Source organism: Arthrobacter castelli DSM 16402 (genome assembly GCF_000430705.1).
In the GTDB taxonomy this organism is placed as follows: domain Bacteria; phylum Actinomycetota; class Actinomycetes; order Actinomycetales; family Micrococcaceae; genus Arthrobacter_C; species Arthrobacter_C castelli.
In genome coordinates this window covers 1-18,002 of sequence record NZ_AUMN01000004.1, presented here as the reverse complement: position 1 = coordinate 18,002, position 18,002 = coordinate 1, and the positions used below count along the sequence as shown (strand labels likewise).

Sequence of the window (18,002 nt, the reverse complement as noted above, 5' to 3'; positions counted from 1 at the left end):
CGGCAGCCGCGAGTCAGGCGGTGTTACCGAGCGGGATGTGGCCGCCCGGGATCGATTCGAGCAGATCGCGAGTGTATTGCTGTTGGGGATTACCGAAGACTTCGTCAGTGCTGGCGGCTTCGACCAGCTGGCCGTGGCGCATCACCAATACGTCGTCTGCAATCTGCCGGACTACGGCCAAATCGTGGCTGATGAAAAGATAGCTCAGCCCGAATTCTCCCTGGAGGTCGTTGAGGAGATTGAGGATTTGGTCCTGCACCAGCACGTCCAGTGCCGAGACCGCTTCATCGCACACCACGACCTCCGGATCCAACGCGAGGGCACGGGCAATGGCAATACGTTGTCGCTGTCCTCCCGAGAGCTCATTGGGATACCTGTTGACAGTTGAGGCGGGCATCGCAACCTTTTCCAACAGGTCTTTGATCTTTTGCCGGCGCTGCTTCTGATTGCCGATGCCATGGGTCCGCAGCGGTTCTTCGATGGTGCGGTAGATGGAGTACATCGGATCGAGGGTGCCGTATGGATTCTGGAAAATCGGCTGGACCTTCCGTCGCAGCCGAAGCAACTCTTTACTCGCCAAGGGGGAAATGTCTTCTCCATCGAACAGCACCCTCCCGCTTGTCGGGCGCAGCAACCGCAACGTGATTTGGGCGACAGTCGATTTGCCGGACCCGGACTCTCCCACCAGTGCCATGGTGGTTCCGCGTTGGAGCGAGAAAGAGACGTCGTCGACGGCCTTGAAATCTGTGGACTTTTGACCGAAGTCACCCCGAATCGGGAACGACTTGACCAGGTGCTCGGCCTCCAGGACAGTGTCGGTGCTGGTGGCACCGGGGGCTGCATCCCTACTGGTGGCGCCGTCCGTGGTCTCCGTCGCAGCGGCGGACGGGTCGCTGACCTGAATGTGTTGATGTTCAGATTCAAGACGCCGGGATGCAAGTGATGGGGCTGAGTGCACCAGCCGCTGGGTATAAGGATGTTGTGGATCCTGCAGAATATCCAGCGCCGGACCGGACTCGACGATACGGCCTTTGTACATCACCGCAAGGTGCTCGGCCCGCTCGGCCGCCAGCCCGAGGTCGTGAGTAATCAGGAGCACCGCAACGTTCAATTCGGACGTCAGCCCATCGAGATGGTTGAGGATCTGGTGTTGGACAGTGACGTCGAGGGCCGACGTCGGCTCATCGGCAATCAGCAGGTCGGGCCGGGCGGCCAGGCCCATGGCAATCAGCGAGCGCTGCAGCATTCCGCCGGAGAATTCATGGGGAAACTGCCGTGCCCGCTCTTCTGCGTTCGGAAGGCCCGCTTCGGCCAGCAATTCACGGACCCGCTTGTCCGCGGCCTTGCCCGTGGCAATGTTGTTCGCCTTAAGGGTCTCCTTGATCTGGAACCCGACGCGCCACAGGGGGTTGAGGTTGGACATCGGGTCCTGCGGAACCAGGCCGATCGAAGAGCCACGCAGGGCGGCCATCCGCCGCTTGGAAAACTGCGTCACTTCCTGGTCCCGGAAGCGGATGGAGCCGCGGCGTATCCGGCCGTTGTCAGGGAGCAGGTTAACGATGGTGTGCGCCAGCGTGGACTTCCCGGATCCAGACTCCCCCACGATGGCCACCGTCTGGCCGGGATAAACGCTCAGGTTTGCTCCACGGACAGCGGAGACCATGCCGTTCTGGGTCTTGAAGCCTACTTCCAGGTCGGAAATCTGCAGCAGCGGACCGGTTTCAGCGGTCGCGGCCTCGTCTACGGTCTGGTTAGCATCCCCGGTCATCGGGTCCTCGCTTTCGGATCGAGAGCGTCGCGAACGGCGTCGCCCATCATGATGAAGCTCAGCACTGTCACTGCCAAGGCCGCGGCGGGGAAGAACAAGGCTTCAGGATTTGTCCGTATCAGTGTCTGCGCCGAAGCGATGTCGGCGCCCCAGGAAACGATGGTGCTGGGCAGCCCCAGGCCCAGGTAGGACAGCGTTGCCTCGGCCACAATGTAGATCCCCAGCGATACTGTCGCCGTGACAATCACCGGCGCAATGGCGTTCGGAAGCACATGCCGGACCAGGTTCTTCAGCGGGGACGCTCCCACCGCCGTGGAGGCGGTGACGAAGTCGGAATTCTTCGTCGAAATCACGGCTCCGCGGGTAATCCTCGCTATCTGGGTCCACCCGAAGGCCGCCAGAACGCCAATGATATGCCATACCGTGATGCTGTCCCGGACGAGCTGCAGCACGACTATGGCGGCGAGGACGAAAGGCAGCGCGAAAAAGATGTCCATGATGCGTGAAAGCAGCGCATCGATCCATCCGCCGTAGAAACCGGCGACAGCGCCGATAATGCCGCCAATAATGACTACACCCAGCGTGGTGAAGGCGCCCACCATCACTGAGGCTTGCGCGCCGTAAATGACGCGGGCGTAAATGTCACACCCCTGCTGGTTGAATCCGAGCGGGTGCCCGGCACGAGGCTCGGCCAAGCTGTTGTCCAGCGTGCAGTAGGTCGGGTCAGCGGAGGTGAACAGCCACGGGAACGCGACGACGACGAGGATCAGCAGGATCAGCAGCCCGGAGATAATGAACAGCGGCTGACGGATCAGGGAGCGGAAAGCGTCCTTCCACAGACTGGATCCATCGGATTCGTTCGAGACCGCATCAACACCCTGCAGCGGCGTCTCATCCAGCGGCGCCACATAGCGTTGTTGACCGGCACGGGTCGCGCGGGGAATGGAAGTGTCAGGCATATCGAATCCTCGGATCAAGGACCGCATACAGCAGGTCCACGAGCAAGTTGGCAAAGATGTAAACGACGACCAGCAGGGTCACGATGGAGACAACAGTTGTACCTTCGCTGCGCAGGATGGCGTCATACAGGGCGCTGCCGACTCCGTCGACGGCAAAGATATACTCTGTCACGATCGCGCCGCCCATTAACGTCCCCAGGTCAGCGCCCAGGAAGGTCACCACAGGAATCAGCGAATTCCGCAGCACATGGACCGTGGTGACGCGGCTTCCTGACAGCCCCTTCGCCTTGGCGGTCCGGACGTGGTCGGCGGACAAGTTCTCCACGATCGATGTGCGGGTCAGGCGGATCACGTACGCCAGGGAGACACCGGCCAGCACGACGGCGGGCATCAGCAGCGATCCGATGGAAGCGTCCCGGGCGGTGGCCGGGAACCAGCCCAGTTCAATACCGAACACGAACTGGCCGACGAACCCCAGCACGAAGGTGGGGATGGCTATGACGACCAGCGAGAGCATCAGCACCGTCGAGTCGAACAATTTGCCTTTGCGGATTCCCGCCATCACGCCTACAGCAACGCCGAGGACCATTTCAATAATGAGAGCCATAAAGGCGAGCTTTATCGTGGTCGGGAAAACCCGGGCAATGATGTCAATGACCGGTCGGCCCGAGAAAGTAATTCCAAAATCGCCGACGAAAATGCCTTTGAGGAACAGCAGGTACTGCACGATGAACGGTTCGTCGAGATTGTATTCGGCACGGATCTGGTCGGCGACATTTTCGTTGACAGGCTTATCTCCGAACAATGCTGTTACGGGATCGCCGGGCATCGCGAAAACCATCGCGTAGATCAGCAGGGTGGTGCCAAGCAGCACAGGAATCATTTGGAGAATCCTGCGGGACGTGTAGCGAAGCACTACGCGGCCTCCTTATGTGTGTGCTCGCCAGCCGGTCCGCCGGTGGGAATGTTCCCAGCGGCGGACCGGCTGTCAGGAGAAGCTAGTTCTTAGAGATCTGGTAGTACGCGGGGACGTTCTTCCAGTCGAATTCCACGTTCTCCAATTCGGGCACACTGGCTGCCGCGACATTTTCGTACCAGAGCGGAATGGCCGGCAGATCTTCAAGCAGGATCTCCTCCGCTTCCTGGTACAACTCGATGCCTTCCTCGGGCGAATCAGCGGAAGCAGCCTGGGCAACCTTCTTATCGAACTCCGGGTTCTTGTAATCGCCGTCGTTCGCACCATTGCCGTCAGCGGCGGCTGAGGCATACAGCGCGACCAGGTAGTTGCCAATCGAGGGGTAATCGCCCTGCCAACCGGAACGGAAGGGGTACTGGATCTTACGTTCGGTGATCATAGTGCGGAATTGTCCGAAGGTGGCAGTGGGAGCGCCGACTGCTTTGATGCCGAGAGTATTCGAAATCTGGTTGGTCACGGCATCGACCCATTGCTTATGGTTATCGTCACCGTTGTAGCCAAGCTTGAAGGCACCGGTCCATTTGTTGATCTCGTTGGCCTTTGCCCACAGCTTCTTGGCCTTTTCCGGGTTGTGCTTCAGCACATCCGAGCCCTCAAGGCTATCGCTGTAGCCGTCGAGGGTGGGAGCCGTGAAGTCTGTTGCCGGAGTTACGGAACCGTAGAAGATCGCCTCGGCGATCTGCGGCCGGTTGATCGCCATTGAGATGGCTTTGCGGCGCAGCTGGCCTTCTTTGCCACCGAAATGGTCAAGGCGGCCGGGAATCGTGAAGCTCTGGAAGACGGAACCCGGCTTGTTGTAGGCCTTGATGCTCTCATTTTCCTTGTAAGTCTGAAGAGCTGAGGCGGGCACCTGGTCGATCAGGTCGAGTGCGCCATCCTGCACGTCGGCATAGGCAGCTTCGGCATCGGTGTAGATGCGGAAGGTGATGCCATCGTTCTTGACGGTGCGGTTGCCCTTGTAGTCGGGATTCTTCACCAGTTTGATCTGGCGGTTGTGTTCCCAGGCCCCTTTGCCATCCATCATGTACGGTCCGTTGCCGATCGGGTTTTCGCCGAAGGCTTCCATGTCTTCGAAAGCAACCTTGGGCAGCGGTGAATATGCCGAGTAGCCCAGCCGCAGGGGGAAGTCCGATTGTGGCTCATTGAGGGTCACGGTGAAGTGGTAGTCATCCACGACTTTGAGACCCGACATCGTCTTGGCAGTTGGCTTGGCGCCTTCCTTGCCGGGGTTGACGTCGTTATACCCCTTGATGGGCGCAAAGAAGTTTGCCGACAGCTGGGCATTGCTGGCCAGCGCACCATAGTTCCAAGCATCGACAAACGAGTGCGCCGTGACCTTCTCGCCATTGGTGAAGGTCCAGCCCTTCTTCAGCGTGATGTCATAGGTCTGCGAATCCTCTGTCTCAATGGACTTGGCGACTTCCATCTGCATGGTGCCGTCAACGTCGTAGCTGACGAGCCCCGCGAACAGCTGGGTGATGATGCGTCCGCCACCAACTTCGTTGGTGGATGTGGGGATCAGCGGATTCTGCGGCTCAGTGGTGTTCGTGGTGATGATTTCGGCGCTTTCGCCTGCGCCTCCTTCACCGCCACCGCCACTGCCGCAGCCTGTGAGGGCAAGGCTGGCAACGACGGCAAGACCAACGCCCTTGAGCAACGCCTTGTGACGGATGCTCTTCATAACTCCTCCTGGGATCGTATAGCTCGTGATGAAGCCACCATGGCTCCAACCAGTTCAGCGAGCTGTGGTGAGAATCTTGATACGTGGCAGGTGATGATGCATTGAAATTCCCGCATCCCGCGGTTGCGTGCGGATGAACGCGCCGGCGCGTCCTTCGCGGCAGCCAGTTAAAGAAACCGGACTGCGTATCAACTTTTGTTGCATCGCAGATGACGTTAGCCCAGTCACAACTGAACCACAAAGGCACAAAAAGGAATCATTCGACGTATCAGGATCCAGAGAATTCCGTCAAAACCGGTGATCCGACCGGCGGCTGCGCCGCGTAATATCAAGGTGGATAGTAAACCGAGGCAACAGTCCCAAAAGTCAAATCAACGGCAGGAACATTGGCGCCGTTGTCTGATTGTTATACACGCACACTTGCGGCCGCTGTCTCAGCGCAGATCAGCAAAGGGCCAATATGCCCCGGCCTCCCCCGATTCCAGGTCTCGAACCCACCACCGGCGGAGGCAGCGGTGACCCCGGAAAAGCATCTACTATGCGATTGGGTAATATCAATCACACCCTGCCGGTGACGTAGACTTTGGCTATGTCTAACGACGACGACTTACAGGCCAAGGGCCGGGCACTGAGCTCCCCGGTCCGACTGCGGATCCTGCGGCTGTGCCTGCATCAATCGCGGACCAATAAGGAAATCGCCGAAAAACTGGAGCTGAATCCGGCCACCGCTTTACACCACGTGCGGACCCTGCTGGGCACCGGATTCCTGGAGGCCGAAGAGCACCGCAAGGGCAATCGCGGAGCCAAAGAAGTCCCCTACCGGGCGACGCGGCTGTCCTGGGGGACCCCGGTTCAGAATGTGGCTCCGATACTGGTCGATACCTTCCTGCAGGAGATCGAAGGGCTGGCTCCGTCGGAAATCGAGGTCGCACGCTTGGGCCTCAAACTCAACGAGAAGCACCGCACCGAAATGATGGACAGGATCAAGGCGCTGCTGGAAGAGTACGCCAAGATGCCCGCCGACGGCGACGGCATTCCGACGTCGATCATGCTGGCCCACCACAGAGACCGCTCGTCGGAATGAGGCCCAGCGCCTCGCAGCAGATGAGGCCCCGCCCCAAGGCAGCACCTTGTCGTCGGGATCAGGCTCAGCGCCGGCCGGGCCGCCGCAAGGCGCGCAGGGTGATAATCGTGCCGACTATGGTCGCCACCGTAATGCCGTAACTGAAGATCATCCCCGCCATGGCGATGGTCGGCGTCGCTTCCGCAGCGCTGCCGGCCACCCCGACGACGATCATTTTTGAACTGGTCGATATCAGGCCGACGAACACGTACGTCAACAACCCGGTCAGCACCGACATCCAGACATTCCGGGCCCAGGCGCCGACAAAGACCACCAGGCTGCACACCAGTACCAGCGCGGCAATGGCGCCCCAAGGCACGGCAAATGAGGATAAATGCATGATCTGCCCGTGCAGGCTGGTGCCGAAGAATGTTCCGGCCAGCGACGCGGCGACGGTCCCGGCAAGTGCCTTGAACATTGACGGTTTTGATGACGACGACGGCGGAGGGCCGGCAATCGATTGAAAGCGGCCGCCACCGGCCGGCACCGCTTCGGGCCGTGCCTGCGTCAGCACACCTGAGGAGTCCTCCAGCAGGAAGACCTCCTCGCCGCGCAGCGGCTGCCAGATCATATTGGACAGCGCGAAGCGCCCGTCATCGATGATCAGTTGAGTGCGGTGGGCATGCATCGCAGCGGTCTTGCGCTCCAGCTCGCCATTAATCCGCACCATCGTGCGGTGCCCCGGCTCCGTCGCACCCTCGGCATCGCTATGGATGGAATACACCCACGGGACCTTCCAACCGCCCGGCGTCGAATTGACCGCAGCGTGGGTGATCTCATGGGCACGGACGTGGTCGGGATGCCCATAGCCGCCGTCCGCGTCATAGGTAATCACGGCGTGCGGCCGGAACGACGCGATCAAGTGCGCCGCATGCGTGGCCGTCTCGTCGAGTGCTGCGGCGACCAGCGAGCGCGGGTCGATGTCATCGCCGGCTTCCGCCCGTCCGGACTCGCCCCACGCCATCCCGGAGTCGCGATAACGCTTCGGCCCAAGCGCCGGGGCGGCGGCGTCAGCATCGCCGAGAAAGACCTGCCGGGAGATCCCCACGGCGGCAACGGCTTCGCCCAGTTCGACCTGGCGCACTTGGGCCAGTGACTCGCCGTCGTCGATACTCGAACGCTGCCCGGCCTGCAGATGCTGCAACTGAGGCGGGATGACCTCGCCCATCTCGCCGCGCGTGCAGGTGAGCAGGACGACGTCGGCCCCCGCCGCAGCGTAACCGGCCATCGTGGCCCCGGTGGCAATCGATTCGTCGTCGGGGTGCGCATGGACAAACAGCATGCGTGGCCGCTCGTGCGGAAAGTGGTGCGCGAACGATGGCAGCAACCCCGCCTGTTGTCCGGGTGGTGCAGCAGGTTGCGGGATGGTCATACGGCCATTATGCCTTCAATGGCCCGCCGGATCCGACAGCGCCTAGGATTTCGCCCGCGCACGAGCAGCCTTCACCCGTTCACTGGCGTTCAGGATCACCTTGCGGATCCGGATGGATTCCGGGGTCACCTCCACGCATTCGTCCTCGCGGGCAAACTCAAGGGACTCCTCCAGGGTCAGCTTGCGCGGCGGTGTCAGGTTCTCGAAGGTTTCCGAGGAAGCCGCGCGCATATTCGTCAGCTTCTTTTCCTTGGTGATGTTGATATCCATGTCGTCGGCGCGGTTATTCTCGCCGACGATCTGGCCCTCGTATACTTCCGAGGTCGGCTCGACGAAGAAGCTGCCGCGTTCCTGCAGGTTCATCATTGCGAACGGTGTGACAACGCCGGCGCGGTCGGCGACCAGCGAACCACTGGTGCGGAACTCGATGGGACCGGCCCATGGCTCGAAGCCCTCCGAGTAGGAGAAGGCGATCCCCGCGCCGCGGGTATCGGTCAGGAACTGTGTGCGGAAGCCAATCAGCCCACGGGCCGGAACCACAAACTCCATCCGGACCCAGCCGGTGCCGTGGTTGGCCATGTTGGTCATCCGGCCCTTGCGGCCGGCCAACAGCTGCGTGACGGCGCCAAGGTATTCCTCCGGCGTGTCGATGGTCATGTGCTCCATCGGTTCGTTCACCTTGCCGTCGATCACGCGGGTGACCACCTGCGGCTTGCCAACCGTCAGTTCGAAGCCTTCGCGCCGCATCTGCTCCACCAGGATGGCAAGGGCCAACTCGCCGCGGCCCTGCACTTCCCAGGAGTCCGGGCGTTCGGTGGGCAGCACGTTCAGCGAGACGTTACCGATCAGCTCCTTGTCCAGCCGGTCCTTGACCTGCCGGGCGGTGACCTTTGATCCCTTGACCTTGCCGGCCAGCGGTGAGGTGTTGATGCCGATGGTCATCGAAATTGCCGGGTCGTCCACGGTGATCAGTGGCAACGGCTGCGGATTGGATGCGTCGGTCAGGGTCTCGCCAATGGTGATGTCGGGGATACCCGCGACGGCGACGATGTCGCCCGGCCCGGCAGACTCAGCGGGAACGCGATCCAGCGCCTTGGTGGCCAGCAGCTCGGTGATGCGCACGTTCTTCAATTCGCCGTCCTGGCGGGCCCACGCAACAGTCTGTCCCTTCTTCAACGTGCCGTTGCGGACGCGAAGCAGCGCCAAACGGCCCAGGAACGGTGATGCGTCAAGGTTCGTCACGTGCGCCTGCAGCACGCCATCGGGATCATAGCGGGGAGCCGGAATGTGGTCGATGAGGGTCTGGAAGAACGGCTCGAGATCCTGGTTCTCCGGAGCGGTGCCGTCGGCCGGCTGCTCCAGGGACGCATTGCCGACCTTCGCGGCAGCGTAGACCACCGGAACATCCAGCACGGAATCAAGATCCAGCTCGGGGTGCTCCTCGGCGAGGTCGCTGGCCAGGCCAAGCAGCAGGTCCATGGATTCGCTGACGACTTCCTCGATCCGTGAGTCCGGGCGGTCGGTCTTGTTGACCACGAGGATGACCGGAAGCTTTGCGGCCAGGGCCTTGCGCAGCACGAAACGGGTCTGGGGCAACGGTCCTTCAGACGCATCGACCAGCAGCACGACGCCGTCGACCATCGACAGCCCGCGTTCCACTTCGCCGCCGAAGTCGGCGTGGCCGGGGGTATCAATGACGTTGATCGTGACTTTGTCTTCGTCGGAGGCGGTACCTCTGTACGTGACAGTGGTGTTCTTGGCCAGGATGGTGATGCCCTTTTCCCGCTCCAGGTCACCAGTGTCCATCACCCGGTCCGCGACCTCGCCATGTTCGGCGAACGAATGCGTCTGCTTCAGCATGGCATCGACCAAAGTGGTCTTACCGTGGTCAACGTGGGCTACGATGGCGACATTGCGGATATCGTTGCGAAGCGCAGTAGCCCCGGAATTAGGGTCGACGGTGGTTTCAGACATGCGAAAAAGACTCAATTCAGTATGACGGATGCGCCCTTCAAAAAGGGCAGACAATCCATTTTAGCGGCCAGAGGCGTCAGTAGCCTAACGAAATGTGGTCGCAGGCGGGACGAACACCCCGATTCGATGCGGCGAACGGCTCAGATTTGCGGGCCCAAACCGCTGACGAGGTCCTTCCAAAACGCCCGCCAATGCTCCACTTGGTCCGTTGATTCCAGCCGCTCGTGCTGGATACCCAGCGAGGCCTTCTCATCGGATTTCTGGTGGATGTTCACATTCACCCGGGAACCATCTGTGAGCCTGCACCGCCAGTAGCGCCATTTATCGGTCGAGTTCACATCCGGGGCGGCGCTGATGTCGATGCCCGAAAAGGACTCGTTTCCCTCGACCAGGCCCAGCCACATTCGCAGCGCATCATCTTTGCTGCCGTGCAGGGTCTTGCTGACCGAGACGCTGTACTCGCCATTACAATCCTGCCCGGGTTGGCGCCGACCGATCTGCTGCTCATAGGCAACCGTGACGGACTGTGCCCACCAACCTGTGGCCACGCCGTCGTCGTTCAACCGTTGCGCGATCTCTTGGTGGGACAGCTGGTCCGCACCAATACCGGCAAGGTACTGCTCGAAATCCGACCAGGACTTGCCCGTTCCGGTCTCCAGCGCGCCGATATTCATGGGGCGGACCATCGCCGCAGCTCCTCTCAGCCGGTTCCGTGCGTCTACTCCGCCTCAGGCTGCTCGGCTCACTCCATTCCCGATGCCAGCAGCTGCGCCCGCAGTTCGCGGCGCTCCTGCTGCTTCTCCGGATCCGGCAGCGGCACCGCTGCGAGCAGCCGCTGGGTGTACGGATCCTGCGGGTTCCGCAGAATCTGGTCGCGGGTGCCCTGCTCAACGATTCTGCCCCGGCGCATCACGCAGATCCGGTGGGACATCAGGTCGACGACGGCAAGGTCGTGGGTGACGAACAGGGCGGCGAAGCCCAACTCCTGCTGCAGGTTCTGCAGCAGTTCCAGCACCGTCGCCTGGACGGACACGTCCAGCGCCGACGTCGGCTCATCGGCCACCAGCAGCTTCGGCTCCAATGACAGCGCCCGCGCAATGCCGACGCGCTGCTTCTGCCCACCGGACAACTCGTGCGGGAACCGGTTGCGGTAGTCGCGGGGCAGCTGGACCTGGTCCAGCAGGTTTTCGATCTTTTTCTGCAATGCCGGCCCCTTGGCCACCTTGGCCAGGTACATCGGCTCGCCGATGCTTTCGCCCAGCGGAAGTCGTGGGTTCAACGACGACGAAGGGTCCTGGAACACCATCCCGACGCCGCGGCGCAGCCTGAACAGCTGCTTTCGGGAGGCGTGTGAAATCTCCTCGCCGGTCACCTTCAGCGACCCGTCGGCAACGGGCAACAGACCGACGGCGGCCCGGCCGATTGTCGTCTTGCCGGAGCCGGACTCGCCCACCAAGCCGAGGACCTCGCCCGGGTAAATGGACAGGTTCGCGCCCTCTACAGCGCGGAACGCGGGAACGCGTCCCTGTTTTGGGTACTCGATGGCGACGTCCCGGAGTTCCAGGACCGCCTTCTCTGCATCGTGCTGCGTCTCCTGCTGCGCCTCTTCCAGCCGACGCTGGTTTTCTTCCTCGCGGCGCCGCATTTCCTCCTGGTCCACACCCTGCAGTTCCGCGTGGGCAGCAGCCGCCAGGGCGGCGGACACGTCAATTTCGTCGCCCTCTGCACTCTGGCCCAAGTGAGGGACGGCGGAGAGCAGTTTTTGGGTGTATTCGTGCCGCGGATTGTTGAAGATCTGGTCCGCCGTGCCGGACTCCACGATCAAGCCCTTCTGCATCACGGCCATCTTGTCGGACAGATCGGCCACCACGCCCATGTCGTGGGTAATCAGCACGATCGCGCTGTCGAGCTTGTTCCGCAGGTTGCGCATCAGATCGAGGATTTCAGCCTGAACCGTGACGTCGAGCGCCGTCGTCGGCTCATCCGCGATCAGCAACTTGGGGTCGCAGGACAATGACTGGGCGATCATGGCGCGCTGCCGCTGGCCACCGGAGAGCTGGTGCGGATATGACTGGAAGGCCTTTTCCGGATCGGGCAGTTCCACCAGGTCAAGCATCTTCAACGCCCGTTCCTTCGCCTCCTGGGGCGAAATAGCGTTATGCAGGCGGATGGTCTCGATGATCTGGTACCCCACCGTGTACACCGGGTTCATCGCCGTCATCGGCTCCTGGAAGATCACCGCCACGTCACTGCCGCGGATCTCCCTGAGCTTGCTGCCGCTCAGGCCGAGGATTTCCCGCCCGTTCAGCTTCACGCTGCCGCTCGTCCTGCTGTTCTCCGGCAGCAATCCGAGCAGGGCCATGGAACTCGCGCTCTTGCCGGAGCCGGACTCGCCGACGATCGCCAGCACCTCGCCGGAACGGACGTTGTAGTTCAGGTCGATCGCCGCCGGAATCCATTCCTTCTCGACGCCGTAGTCGACACTCAGGTCGGTGACTTCCAGGACGGGAGTCTCGTCCCGTCGATCATCCCCGGATTCGGGAATTTCGACAATGCCATCAGTCATGACTTTTTCCTTCCAACCGCATCAGTCACCTCTGTGATTGGTGAACTGATCCGGGATGCTGAAACTATATGTGTATGAATTCGGCAAACATTGACGCCAGCGACATCACGCTCAGGCCCCGCAGCGCCAAGTGGTTCGCAGGAATCACATGGGCCCTGGCCGCCGTCGGCCTGATCGCTGCAGCAGTAGTCAACGGTGTCGACGGGCTGCTGACCGCGTGGCCGCTGCTGGTGATGGCTTACTTGGGCTGGTGGGTCTTCTGGTATCCCTCTGTGCAGATCGACGACGACGGCGTCACCCTGCATAATCTGCTGCGCAGCGTCCGGGTGCCGTGGAGTGCGCTGATCCACGTGGACACCAAGTTCGCGCTGACGTTGATCACCACGCGCGGAAAATTCACCGCGTGGGCCGCTCCGGCCCCCGGCGTGTGGGGTACGCACCGGGGCAAACCGGAACACGTACGCGGCCTGCCGGCCACCACCTATGGCGCGGCCGATTCGATCCGCCCCGGAGACTTGAAAAACACTGACTCCGGTGCGGCTGCCTACCACGTCCGTTCCCAATGGGCGGCACTGGCCGAAGCGGGGAAGCTCGACGTTGACAGCCCGGAAGCGGCCAACGTCACCAAGTCGGTCCATTGGCTCCACGTCGGCTGCGCAGCCGCCCTGGTGGCCGCCTGTTTCCTTGCCTTCGCCGTAGCCTGAAACGTCCATTGTCAGGCCTTCGCTTCGGCTGAGGAGGAGGCCCGGGTGTCCTTCGCCTTCTTGGCCCTGAACTTCTTTTGCCGTGGATCGAATGCGTCCCGCAAGCCATCGCCGATGAAGTTGATCGACAGGCAGATCGCGATGATGAACAGGCCCGGCCACCAGAACAGCCACGGGCGAGTGGTGAAGGCCTGCTGGTTATCACTGATCAAGCTGCCCAGCGACACATCCGGCGCTTGAACACCCATCCCGAGGAATGACAATGCTGTCTCCAGCAGAATCGCCGAAGCCATCACCAGGGTGGTGTTCACGATGATGACGCCGACGGCGTTGGGCAGGATGTGCTTGAAGATGATCCTGCGGTCGGAGGCACCGGCAATCCGTGCGGCGTCGACAAACTCCCGTTCACGAAGGGAGAGGAATTCACCTCTGACCAGACGCGCCAGCCCCGTCCAGATGATCACGCCGACGAAGAGTCCGAGGAGGACGACGCCGTCGCTTCCGCCGAAGATAGCGTTGGCGATTGTTCCCCGTCCCGTCATGGTTTGGCTGATAGTTCCCAACACGGCGGCCAGGATGATCAGCGGGATGATGATGACGGTGTCCGTCAGACGCATCAGCACCGCTTCCACCCAGCCGCGGAAGTAGCCCGACACGCCGCCAATGATCACGCCGAGGATCCCGCCCAGGGCCCCGATGATGAACATGACAATCAGCGAGAGCTGGGCGCCGCGCATGGTCATGGCGAACATATCCCGGCCGACGCTGTCCTGGCCGAACGGATGCTGGCCAAAGTCAAACGGCAGTTCCCAGGTCGGCTCACCGCGTCCCTGGATAGGGGGCGTTTCGATGTAGTTCCATTGGTACCAACCGGGGATTCCGGCGTAGCCGACGGACGTGAACGCCAGAATGACAATCCCGGCGAACACAAACATGCTGATCACAGCAGCGGTATGGCCGAAGAACCGCTTGCGGACCAGTTGTCCCTGGCTCAGCCCCCTGGCCTCAGGAGTGGCGGTATCCGGATTTTCGTTTTCAGCAGATGTGCTCATGCTTTCACCCTTACGCGCGGATCCAACACGGAATAGATTAGGTCGGCGACCAGATTGAAGGTCATGGCCAGAATCCCGGTAATAAGGAATACGCCCATCACCGGATTAGGGTCCACTGCGTTCAGTGCATCCACGAACAATTGGCCCATGCCGCTGAAGGCAAAAACAGCTTCCGTGATAATTGCCCCGCCAATCAACGCCCCGATATCGAAAGCCACCAAAGTGGCCAAAGGAATAAGCGCATTCCTGAATGCATGCCGCATCACGACGGTCCGCTCGGTCAGGCCTTTGGCCCGGGCGGTGCGGATGTAGTCCTGGTTCATGATCTCCAGCATGGACGCCCGTGAATAACGGCTGTAGCTGGCCAGCGAAATCAGCATCAGCGCAATCGTGGGCAGCAGCAGGTGGGTGAATATGTCCAGTCCGGCGATCCAGAAATTACCCTCAAGGTTCGGCGTCGACGAGCCGATAGTGGCGATGGGGCGTCCGCCGATCCGGGAGTTGTTGAAGTACTCCGGCCATTCCTGCATGTAGCGGTCCAGCAGGATCACGAATCCCATCAGGAAGGCTGTCAGCCCGGCCGCATTCATGCTCTGCCGGCGGTCGAAGCCGCCCATCAGGTACCCCACGGCCACACCAACCAGCACTGCTCCAACCCCCAGAATGATGATCATCAGGATCGTGGCCAGGTCAAGCAGTGGCTGGATGGCGAAATAAGCGATCATCCCCAGGCCAACGGTAATCAGCGCTGAATATAAGGCCTTGCGATTGCGCAGGCCTGCCGTGAGTACGGTGACAAGGTACGCCGCAGCCACCCCCATCAGCGCCACGCCGATCGCGCCGAAGCCTGGCGTCAGGAACCAGCCGGAGATGTCGAGGTACCAGCACAGTGCCACCGCGGCGACGAAACCTATGGCCGCCGCGATTAGTTTTCGCTTCACCCCTGATTTCGGCACCAGATAACAGATGAAACCCGCCACGAGCCCGATAATGCCCATGGCCGAGAGCCCGATATTGGGCTGGTTCAGGAAATTGTTGAATCCAATGGCTCCATACTCCTTGAGCAGCACGGCCACCCAGAAGATCGGCAGCGAGAAGAAGAGGAACGCCATGAAGGTGACACCGTAGTCCAGGCCGCTGTACTGGCGCAGCGCGGTGATGATACCGAGCGCGATTCCAATGATGATCGCGAGGATCGTCGCGGCGGTCACCAATTGGATGGTCTGGCCCATCGCCCGGGCCAGCAGGGTTGTTACCTCGATACCCTGAATACTCTTTCCCAGGTCGCACTCGGCCGCAAAGGGGATCAAGCACCCGGCAGCGCCGCCGAGCCAGTCGAAGTACCTCAATGGAGCAGGAGTATTCAAGTTTAGTAATTGGATACGTTGTTGAATTAGTTGTTCTTTATTCGGCAGGCTGCTCTGGCGATACTGCTGCAAGGGGTCCCCTGACGCCGCTGTCAGGAGATACACCAGGAAAGAAGCGGCCAACAGAATAAGTACGGCAGTGACTAACCGCCGAACAATGTAGGTCACCATAGTTGTTTAAACCTCAATGTTTAAGGTTGCCGGGAAGAATCCGGGTTGTCGCAAAAAGTGTAATGCAGATCATCATCAGTGAAAATTTGGGAGATCCCAATCACTCATTGGCCGCGCTGGGCACTGGAAAGCGCCGGGACCTTGCGGCCCCGGCGCTTCCAGTTATTCAGTGCAAGAACGTCAGGGGTTTGGTGGTCGCTGATTTACTTCGCGACTTCCCATTCCCAGAAGTTCCACCAGACGCCGGTCTGGTTACCCATGAACTCGATCCCCTTGAGCTTGTCGTTATAGGCGATGATGCCCGGCGACTGGAAGAGCGGCAGTCCATAGCCGGTCTCGAAGAGCCGCTTATCGACAGTGATCTTCAGTTCCTGCTGCTTCTGTGGATCGGTGGTGACGATGAGCTCGTCCATGGCCTGCTGCGCCTTTTCATCACAGAAACCGGTGAAGTTGGACGCGGAGCCACAGCCATACAGCTGCGGAACACCCGTTACACCGACGCCATCGCTGATCCAGCCGAAGATGGTGGCGTCCCAGCCGCCGGCAGTCAGGGCCGCGCCCCACTTGTTGCCCGGAAGTCCGCCGTCGACAACATTGAAGCCGGCCTTCTCTGCGCTCTCGGCAATCAGAGTGTAGGCGTCAACACGGTTCGGATTGTCCGCGTTGTACATGATCTTGACCTTCGGAGTCCGTCCGTTCAGCAATTCTTTCGCCTTCTGGATATCGACTTCCTGCCAGTTCTCCGAACCGTTGACCTTAACGGACGCCTTATACCCCGGCGTACCCATATCGAAGACATGCGAATCACGTGGTTTCGCATCCGGGATGACCTGGGCGATGGTCGACTGGACGATCTGGTTGCGCGGAATCGTGTTCATAAATGCCTTGCGTACATCCACGTCCTTGAACACGCCACCGTATTTGAGGTCGATATGGTCGAAGGAAAGCATCTGGCCGGTCAGCATCTTGAAACCGCTGAGTTGCTCCAGCGAGGCCTTGATGTCGCCGGAAGCTTGCGGGGCGATGATGTCGACCTCGCCATTCTGCAGCGCCTGCACCTGGGACGGTGACTCCGGGATGTACCGGATGACGATTTCGTCGATCTTTGGCTCCGGGCCCCAGTCGTACTCGGGGTTGCGCACCAGAGTCATGGACCGGTCGGGAACCATGCTCTCGACCATGTACGGACCGCTGGATAACGTCAGCCCCTTATTCGAGGGGAACGTCGTGGTGTCGAATCCCGTGTTCCAGAAATTGGCGACCTTCTTCAGCTTGGGGCGCTTCTTGGGATTCTCGGGATCCCCCTCAGGAGCACTCAAGAGCAGATCCGTCAGCGCCTGCTCGTTCTTGAGTCCGGCGCCCTTGGCCACCACATGTGCCGGCAGACCCACGCCAAAGGCGATCTCCCAGTCAGCATACGGCTTGGAGTAGGTCATCGTGATTGACCTGCCGTCGTCGCCGATTTCAGGTACATCGGTCAAGCCGAGTCCACTGGTGCTTCCGGCGTATGAGAAGTAGTTAGTACCGGAGACCACGTCGCCGGCATCATTTGTCTTCGCATCGTCGAAGTGCCCGGACTGCACAGCCCAGGCCAGCATCAGATCCCCCGCGTCGATCGGCGTTCCATCAGACCACACAACGCCTTCGTTGATGGTGTACTTGATTTTCAGCGGATCCTCGGAGAGCTTCTTGTAAGTGCCGAACTCCTCGCGGCGCTTAAGCTCCAGATCGTTGGTGAGATAGTTGAAATCCCACTGGGTGAGGTATTCGATGGTTCCGTTGATGTCAACGTTGCCGGTGGCGCTGTTCGAGTTGAACGAAGTGAACTGGTTCACCTCTGCCACCGTCACAGATGTATTCCCCCCGGATGCCTGGGATCCCCCCTCGGTGGAATCACCTCCGCCGCCCCCTTCGGTGCTGGCGCAGGCGCTCAGTGCGAGAGCGGCGATAGCCGCGGTCCCGACTGCTTTGGAAGTACGTCCGAAACGCATTCCGCCTCCTATTTATTGATGTGGAAGTAGCCCAACGCTATTTCGCGTTGGACCGACAGCCACCCACCCTACCGGTACGTGGCGTGTCTCACATCAAAAGAGCCTAGACTAAAATTGCCTTGGCTAGGTTTCGATTAGCGATTGTTCACCGGGTTGTTATCGAGATGCAACCTAATATTCCTCTCAGACACCGCACCGTAATCCGGCTCTTCGCATTTAGGCATGGTTAGCGGTTTTTCGCCGGTAGGGGCGGTGGCCGCCGGCGGCCAGTAGGCATCTGAGCCTGTAGTTGGCGAAG

13 protein-coding genes are annotated in these 18,002 nt (G+C 60.7%); 2 read left to right on the top strand and 11 right to left on the bottom strand.

The annotated features are described in order from the left end of the window. Window positions 1–13: 13 nt before the first annotated feature. From H535_RS0106090 to H535_RS0106075, 4 genes are all read right to left on the bottom strand, one after another. Window positions 14–1,768: a dipeptide ABC transporter ATP-binding protein gene (locus H535_RS0106090; protein WP_026818849.1), complete on the bottom strand. Its 1,755-nt coding sequence runs from the start codon at window positions 1,766–1,768 to the stop codon at window positions 14–16. After that, a complete protein-coding gene (locus H535_RS0106085; protein ID WP_035768531.1) occupies window positions 1,765–2,727 on the bottom strand; it encodes an ABC transporter permease in 963 nt (320 codons plus the stop codon). Before H535_RS0106085 ends, H535_RS0106090 begins: the two co-directional genes overlap by 4 nt. Next, window positions 2,720–3,643: an ABC transporter permease gene (locus H535_RS0106080; protein WP_026818847.1), complete on the bottom strand. Its 924-nt coding sequence runs from the start codon at window positions 3,641–3,643 to the stop codon at window positions 2,720–2,722. Before H535_RS0106080 ends, H535_RS0106085 begins: the two co-directional genes overlap by 8 nt. Window positions 3,644–3,725: 82 nt before the next feature. Next, the gene (locus tag H535_RS0106075) at window positions 3,726–5,384 is read right to left on the bottom strand and encodes a peptide ABC transporter substrate-binding protein (protein ID WP_026818846.1); all 1,659 of its coding nucleotides are present in this window, start codon (window positions 5,382–5,384) and stop codon (window positions 3,726–3,728) included. 589 nt (window positions 5,385–5,973) lie between these two features. Between H535_RS0106075 and H535_RS0106070 the strand changes: the two genes are divergently transcribed. After that, window positions 5,974–6,468: an ArsR/SmtB family transcription factor gene (locus tag H535_RS0106070; protein ID WP_026818845.1), complete on the top strand. Its 495-nt coding sequence runs from the start codon at window positions 5,974–5,976 to the stop codon at window positions 6,466–6,468. A 64-nt stretch (window positions 6,469–6,532) separates the two neighbouring features. Here H535_RS0106070 and H535_RS27625 read toward each other — a convergent pair whose 3' ends face one another. The 4 genes from H535_RS27625 to H535_RS0106050 form a co-directional block, all read right to left on the bottom strand. Beyond that, window positions 6,533–7,879 carry a PIG-L family deacetylase gene (locus tag H535_RS27625; protein ID WP_051298636.1) on the bottom strand — a complete coding sequence of 449 codons (1,347 nt, stop codon included), beginning with the start codon at window positions 7,877–7,879 and terminating at the stop codon, window positions 6,533–6,535. Between the two features lie 42 nt (window positions 7,880–7,921). Beyond that, on the bottom strand, window positions 7,922–9,853 hold the full coding sequence (gene typA / locus H535_RS0106060) for a translational GTPase TypA (protein WP_026818844.1): 1,932 nt from the start codon (window positions 9,851–9,853) through the stop codon (window positions 7,922–7,924). 140 nt (window positions 9,854–9,993) lie between these two features. Beyond that, complete coding sequence (locus H535_RS0106055) at window positions 9,994–10,539, bottom strand: hypothetical protein (protein WP_026818843.1); 546 nt, start codon at window positions 10,537–10,539, stop codon at window positions 9,994–9,996. 56 nt (window positions 10,540–10,595) lie between these two features. Then, entirely contained in the window at window positions 10,596–12,419 is a 1,824-nt protein-coding gene (locus H535_RS0106050; RefSeq protein WP_026818842.1) for a dipeptide ABC transporter ATP-binding protein, read from the bottom strand. 74 nt (window positions 12,420–12,493) lie between these two features. Between H535_RS0106050 and H535_RS0106045 the strand changes: the two genes are divergently transcribed. Continuing rightward, window positions 12,494–13,123, top strand: a complete 630-nt coding sequence (locus tag H535_RS0106045) for a PH domain-containing protein (RefSeq protein ID WP_026818841.1) — start codon at window positions 12,494–12,496, stop codon at window positions 13,121–13,123. Window positions 13,124–13,134: 11 nt separating this feature from the next. On the opposite strand, the gene H535_RS23785 is transcribed toward H535_RS0106045, so the two are convergent. From H535_RS23785 to H535_RS0106030, 3 genes are all read right to left on the bottom strand, one after another. Further along, window positions 13,135–14,175 carry an ABC transporter permease gene (locus H535_RS23785; RefSeq protein WP_035768528.1) on the bottom strand — a complete coding sequence of 347 codons (1,041 nt, stop codon included), beginning with the start codon at window positions 14,173–14,175 and terminating at the stop codon, window positions 13,135–13,137. Then, on the bottom strand, window positions 14,172–15,713 hold the full coding sequence (locus tag H535_RS0106035; RefSeq protein ID WP_026818840.1) for an ABC transporter permease: 1,542 nt from the start codon (window positions 15,711–15,713) through the stop codon (window positions 14,172–14,174). The genes H535_RS23785 and H535_RS0106035 overlap by 4 nt, the downstream gene beginning before the upstream one ends. A gap of 203 nt (window positions 15,714–15,916) precedes the next feature. Beyond that, a complete protein-coding gene (locus tag H535_RS0106030) occupies window positions 15,917–17,548 on the bottom strand; it encodes an ABC transporter family substrate-binding protein (RefSeq protein WP_245580188.1) in 1,632 nt (543 codons plus the stop codon). Window positions 17,549–18,002 lie beyond the last annotated feature (454 nt).

What these genes read in the sequence shown, in the direction of transcription:
- H535_RS0106090 (WP_026818849.1), bottom strand. Translation starts at nt 1,768, where the DNA reads ATGACCGGGGATGCTAACCAGACCGTAGACGAGGCCGCGACCGCTGAA.
- H535_RS0106085 (WP_035768531.1), bottom strand. Translation starts at nt 2,727, where the DNA reads ATGCCTGACACTTCCATTCCCCGCGCGACCCGTGCCGGTCAACAACGC.
- H535_RS0106075 (WP_026818846.1), bottom strand. Translation starts at nt 5,384, where the DNA reads ATGAAGAGCATCCGTCACAAGGCGTTGCTCAAGGGCGTTGGTCTTGCC.
- H535_RS0106070 (WP_026818845.1), top strand. Translation starts at nt 5,974, where the DNA reads ATGTCTAACGACGACGACTTACAGGCCAAGGGCCGGGCACTGAGCTCC.
- H535_RS27625 (WP_051298636.1), bottom strand. Translation starts at nt 7,879, where the DNA reads ATGACCATCCCGCAACCTGCTGCACCACCCGGACAACAGGCGGGGTTG.
- typA (WP_026818844.1), bottom strand. Translation starts at nt 9,853, where the DNA reads ATGTCTGAAACCACCGTCGACCCTAATTCCGGGGCTACTGCGCTTCGC.
- H535_RS0106055 (WP_026818843.1), bottom strand. Translation starts at nt 10,539, where the DNA reads ATGGTCCGCCCCATGAATATCGGCGCGCTGGAGACCGGAACGGGCAAG.
- H535_RS0106050 (WP_026818842.1), bottom strand. Translation starts at nt 12,419, where the DNA reads ATGACTGATGGCATTGTCGAAATTCCCGAATCCGGGGATGATCGACGG.
- H535_RS0106045 (WP_026818841.1), top strand. Translation starts at nt 12,494, where the DNA reads ATGAATTCGGCAAACATTGACGCCAGCGACATCACGCTCAGGCCCCGC.
- H535_RS23785 (WP_035768528.1), bottom strand. Translation starts at nt 14,175, where the DNA reads ATGAGCACATCTGCTGAAAACGAAAATCCGGATACCGCCACTCCTGAG.
- H535_RS0106035 (WP_026818840.1), bottom strand. Translation starts at nt 15,713, where the DNA reads ATGGTGACCTACATTGTTCGGCGGTTAGTCACTGCCGTACTTATTCTG.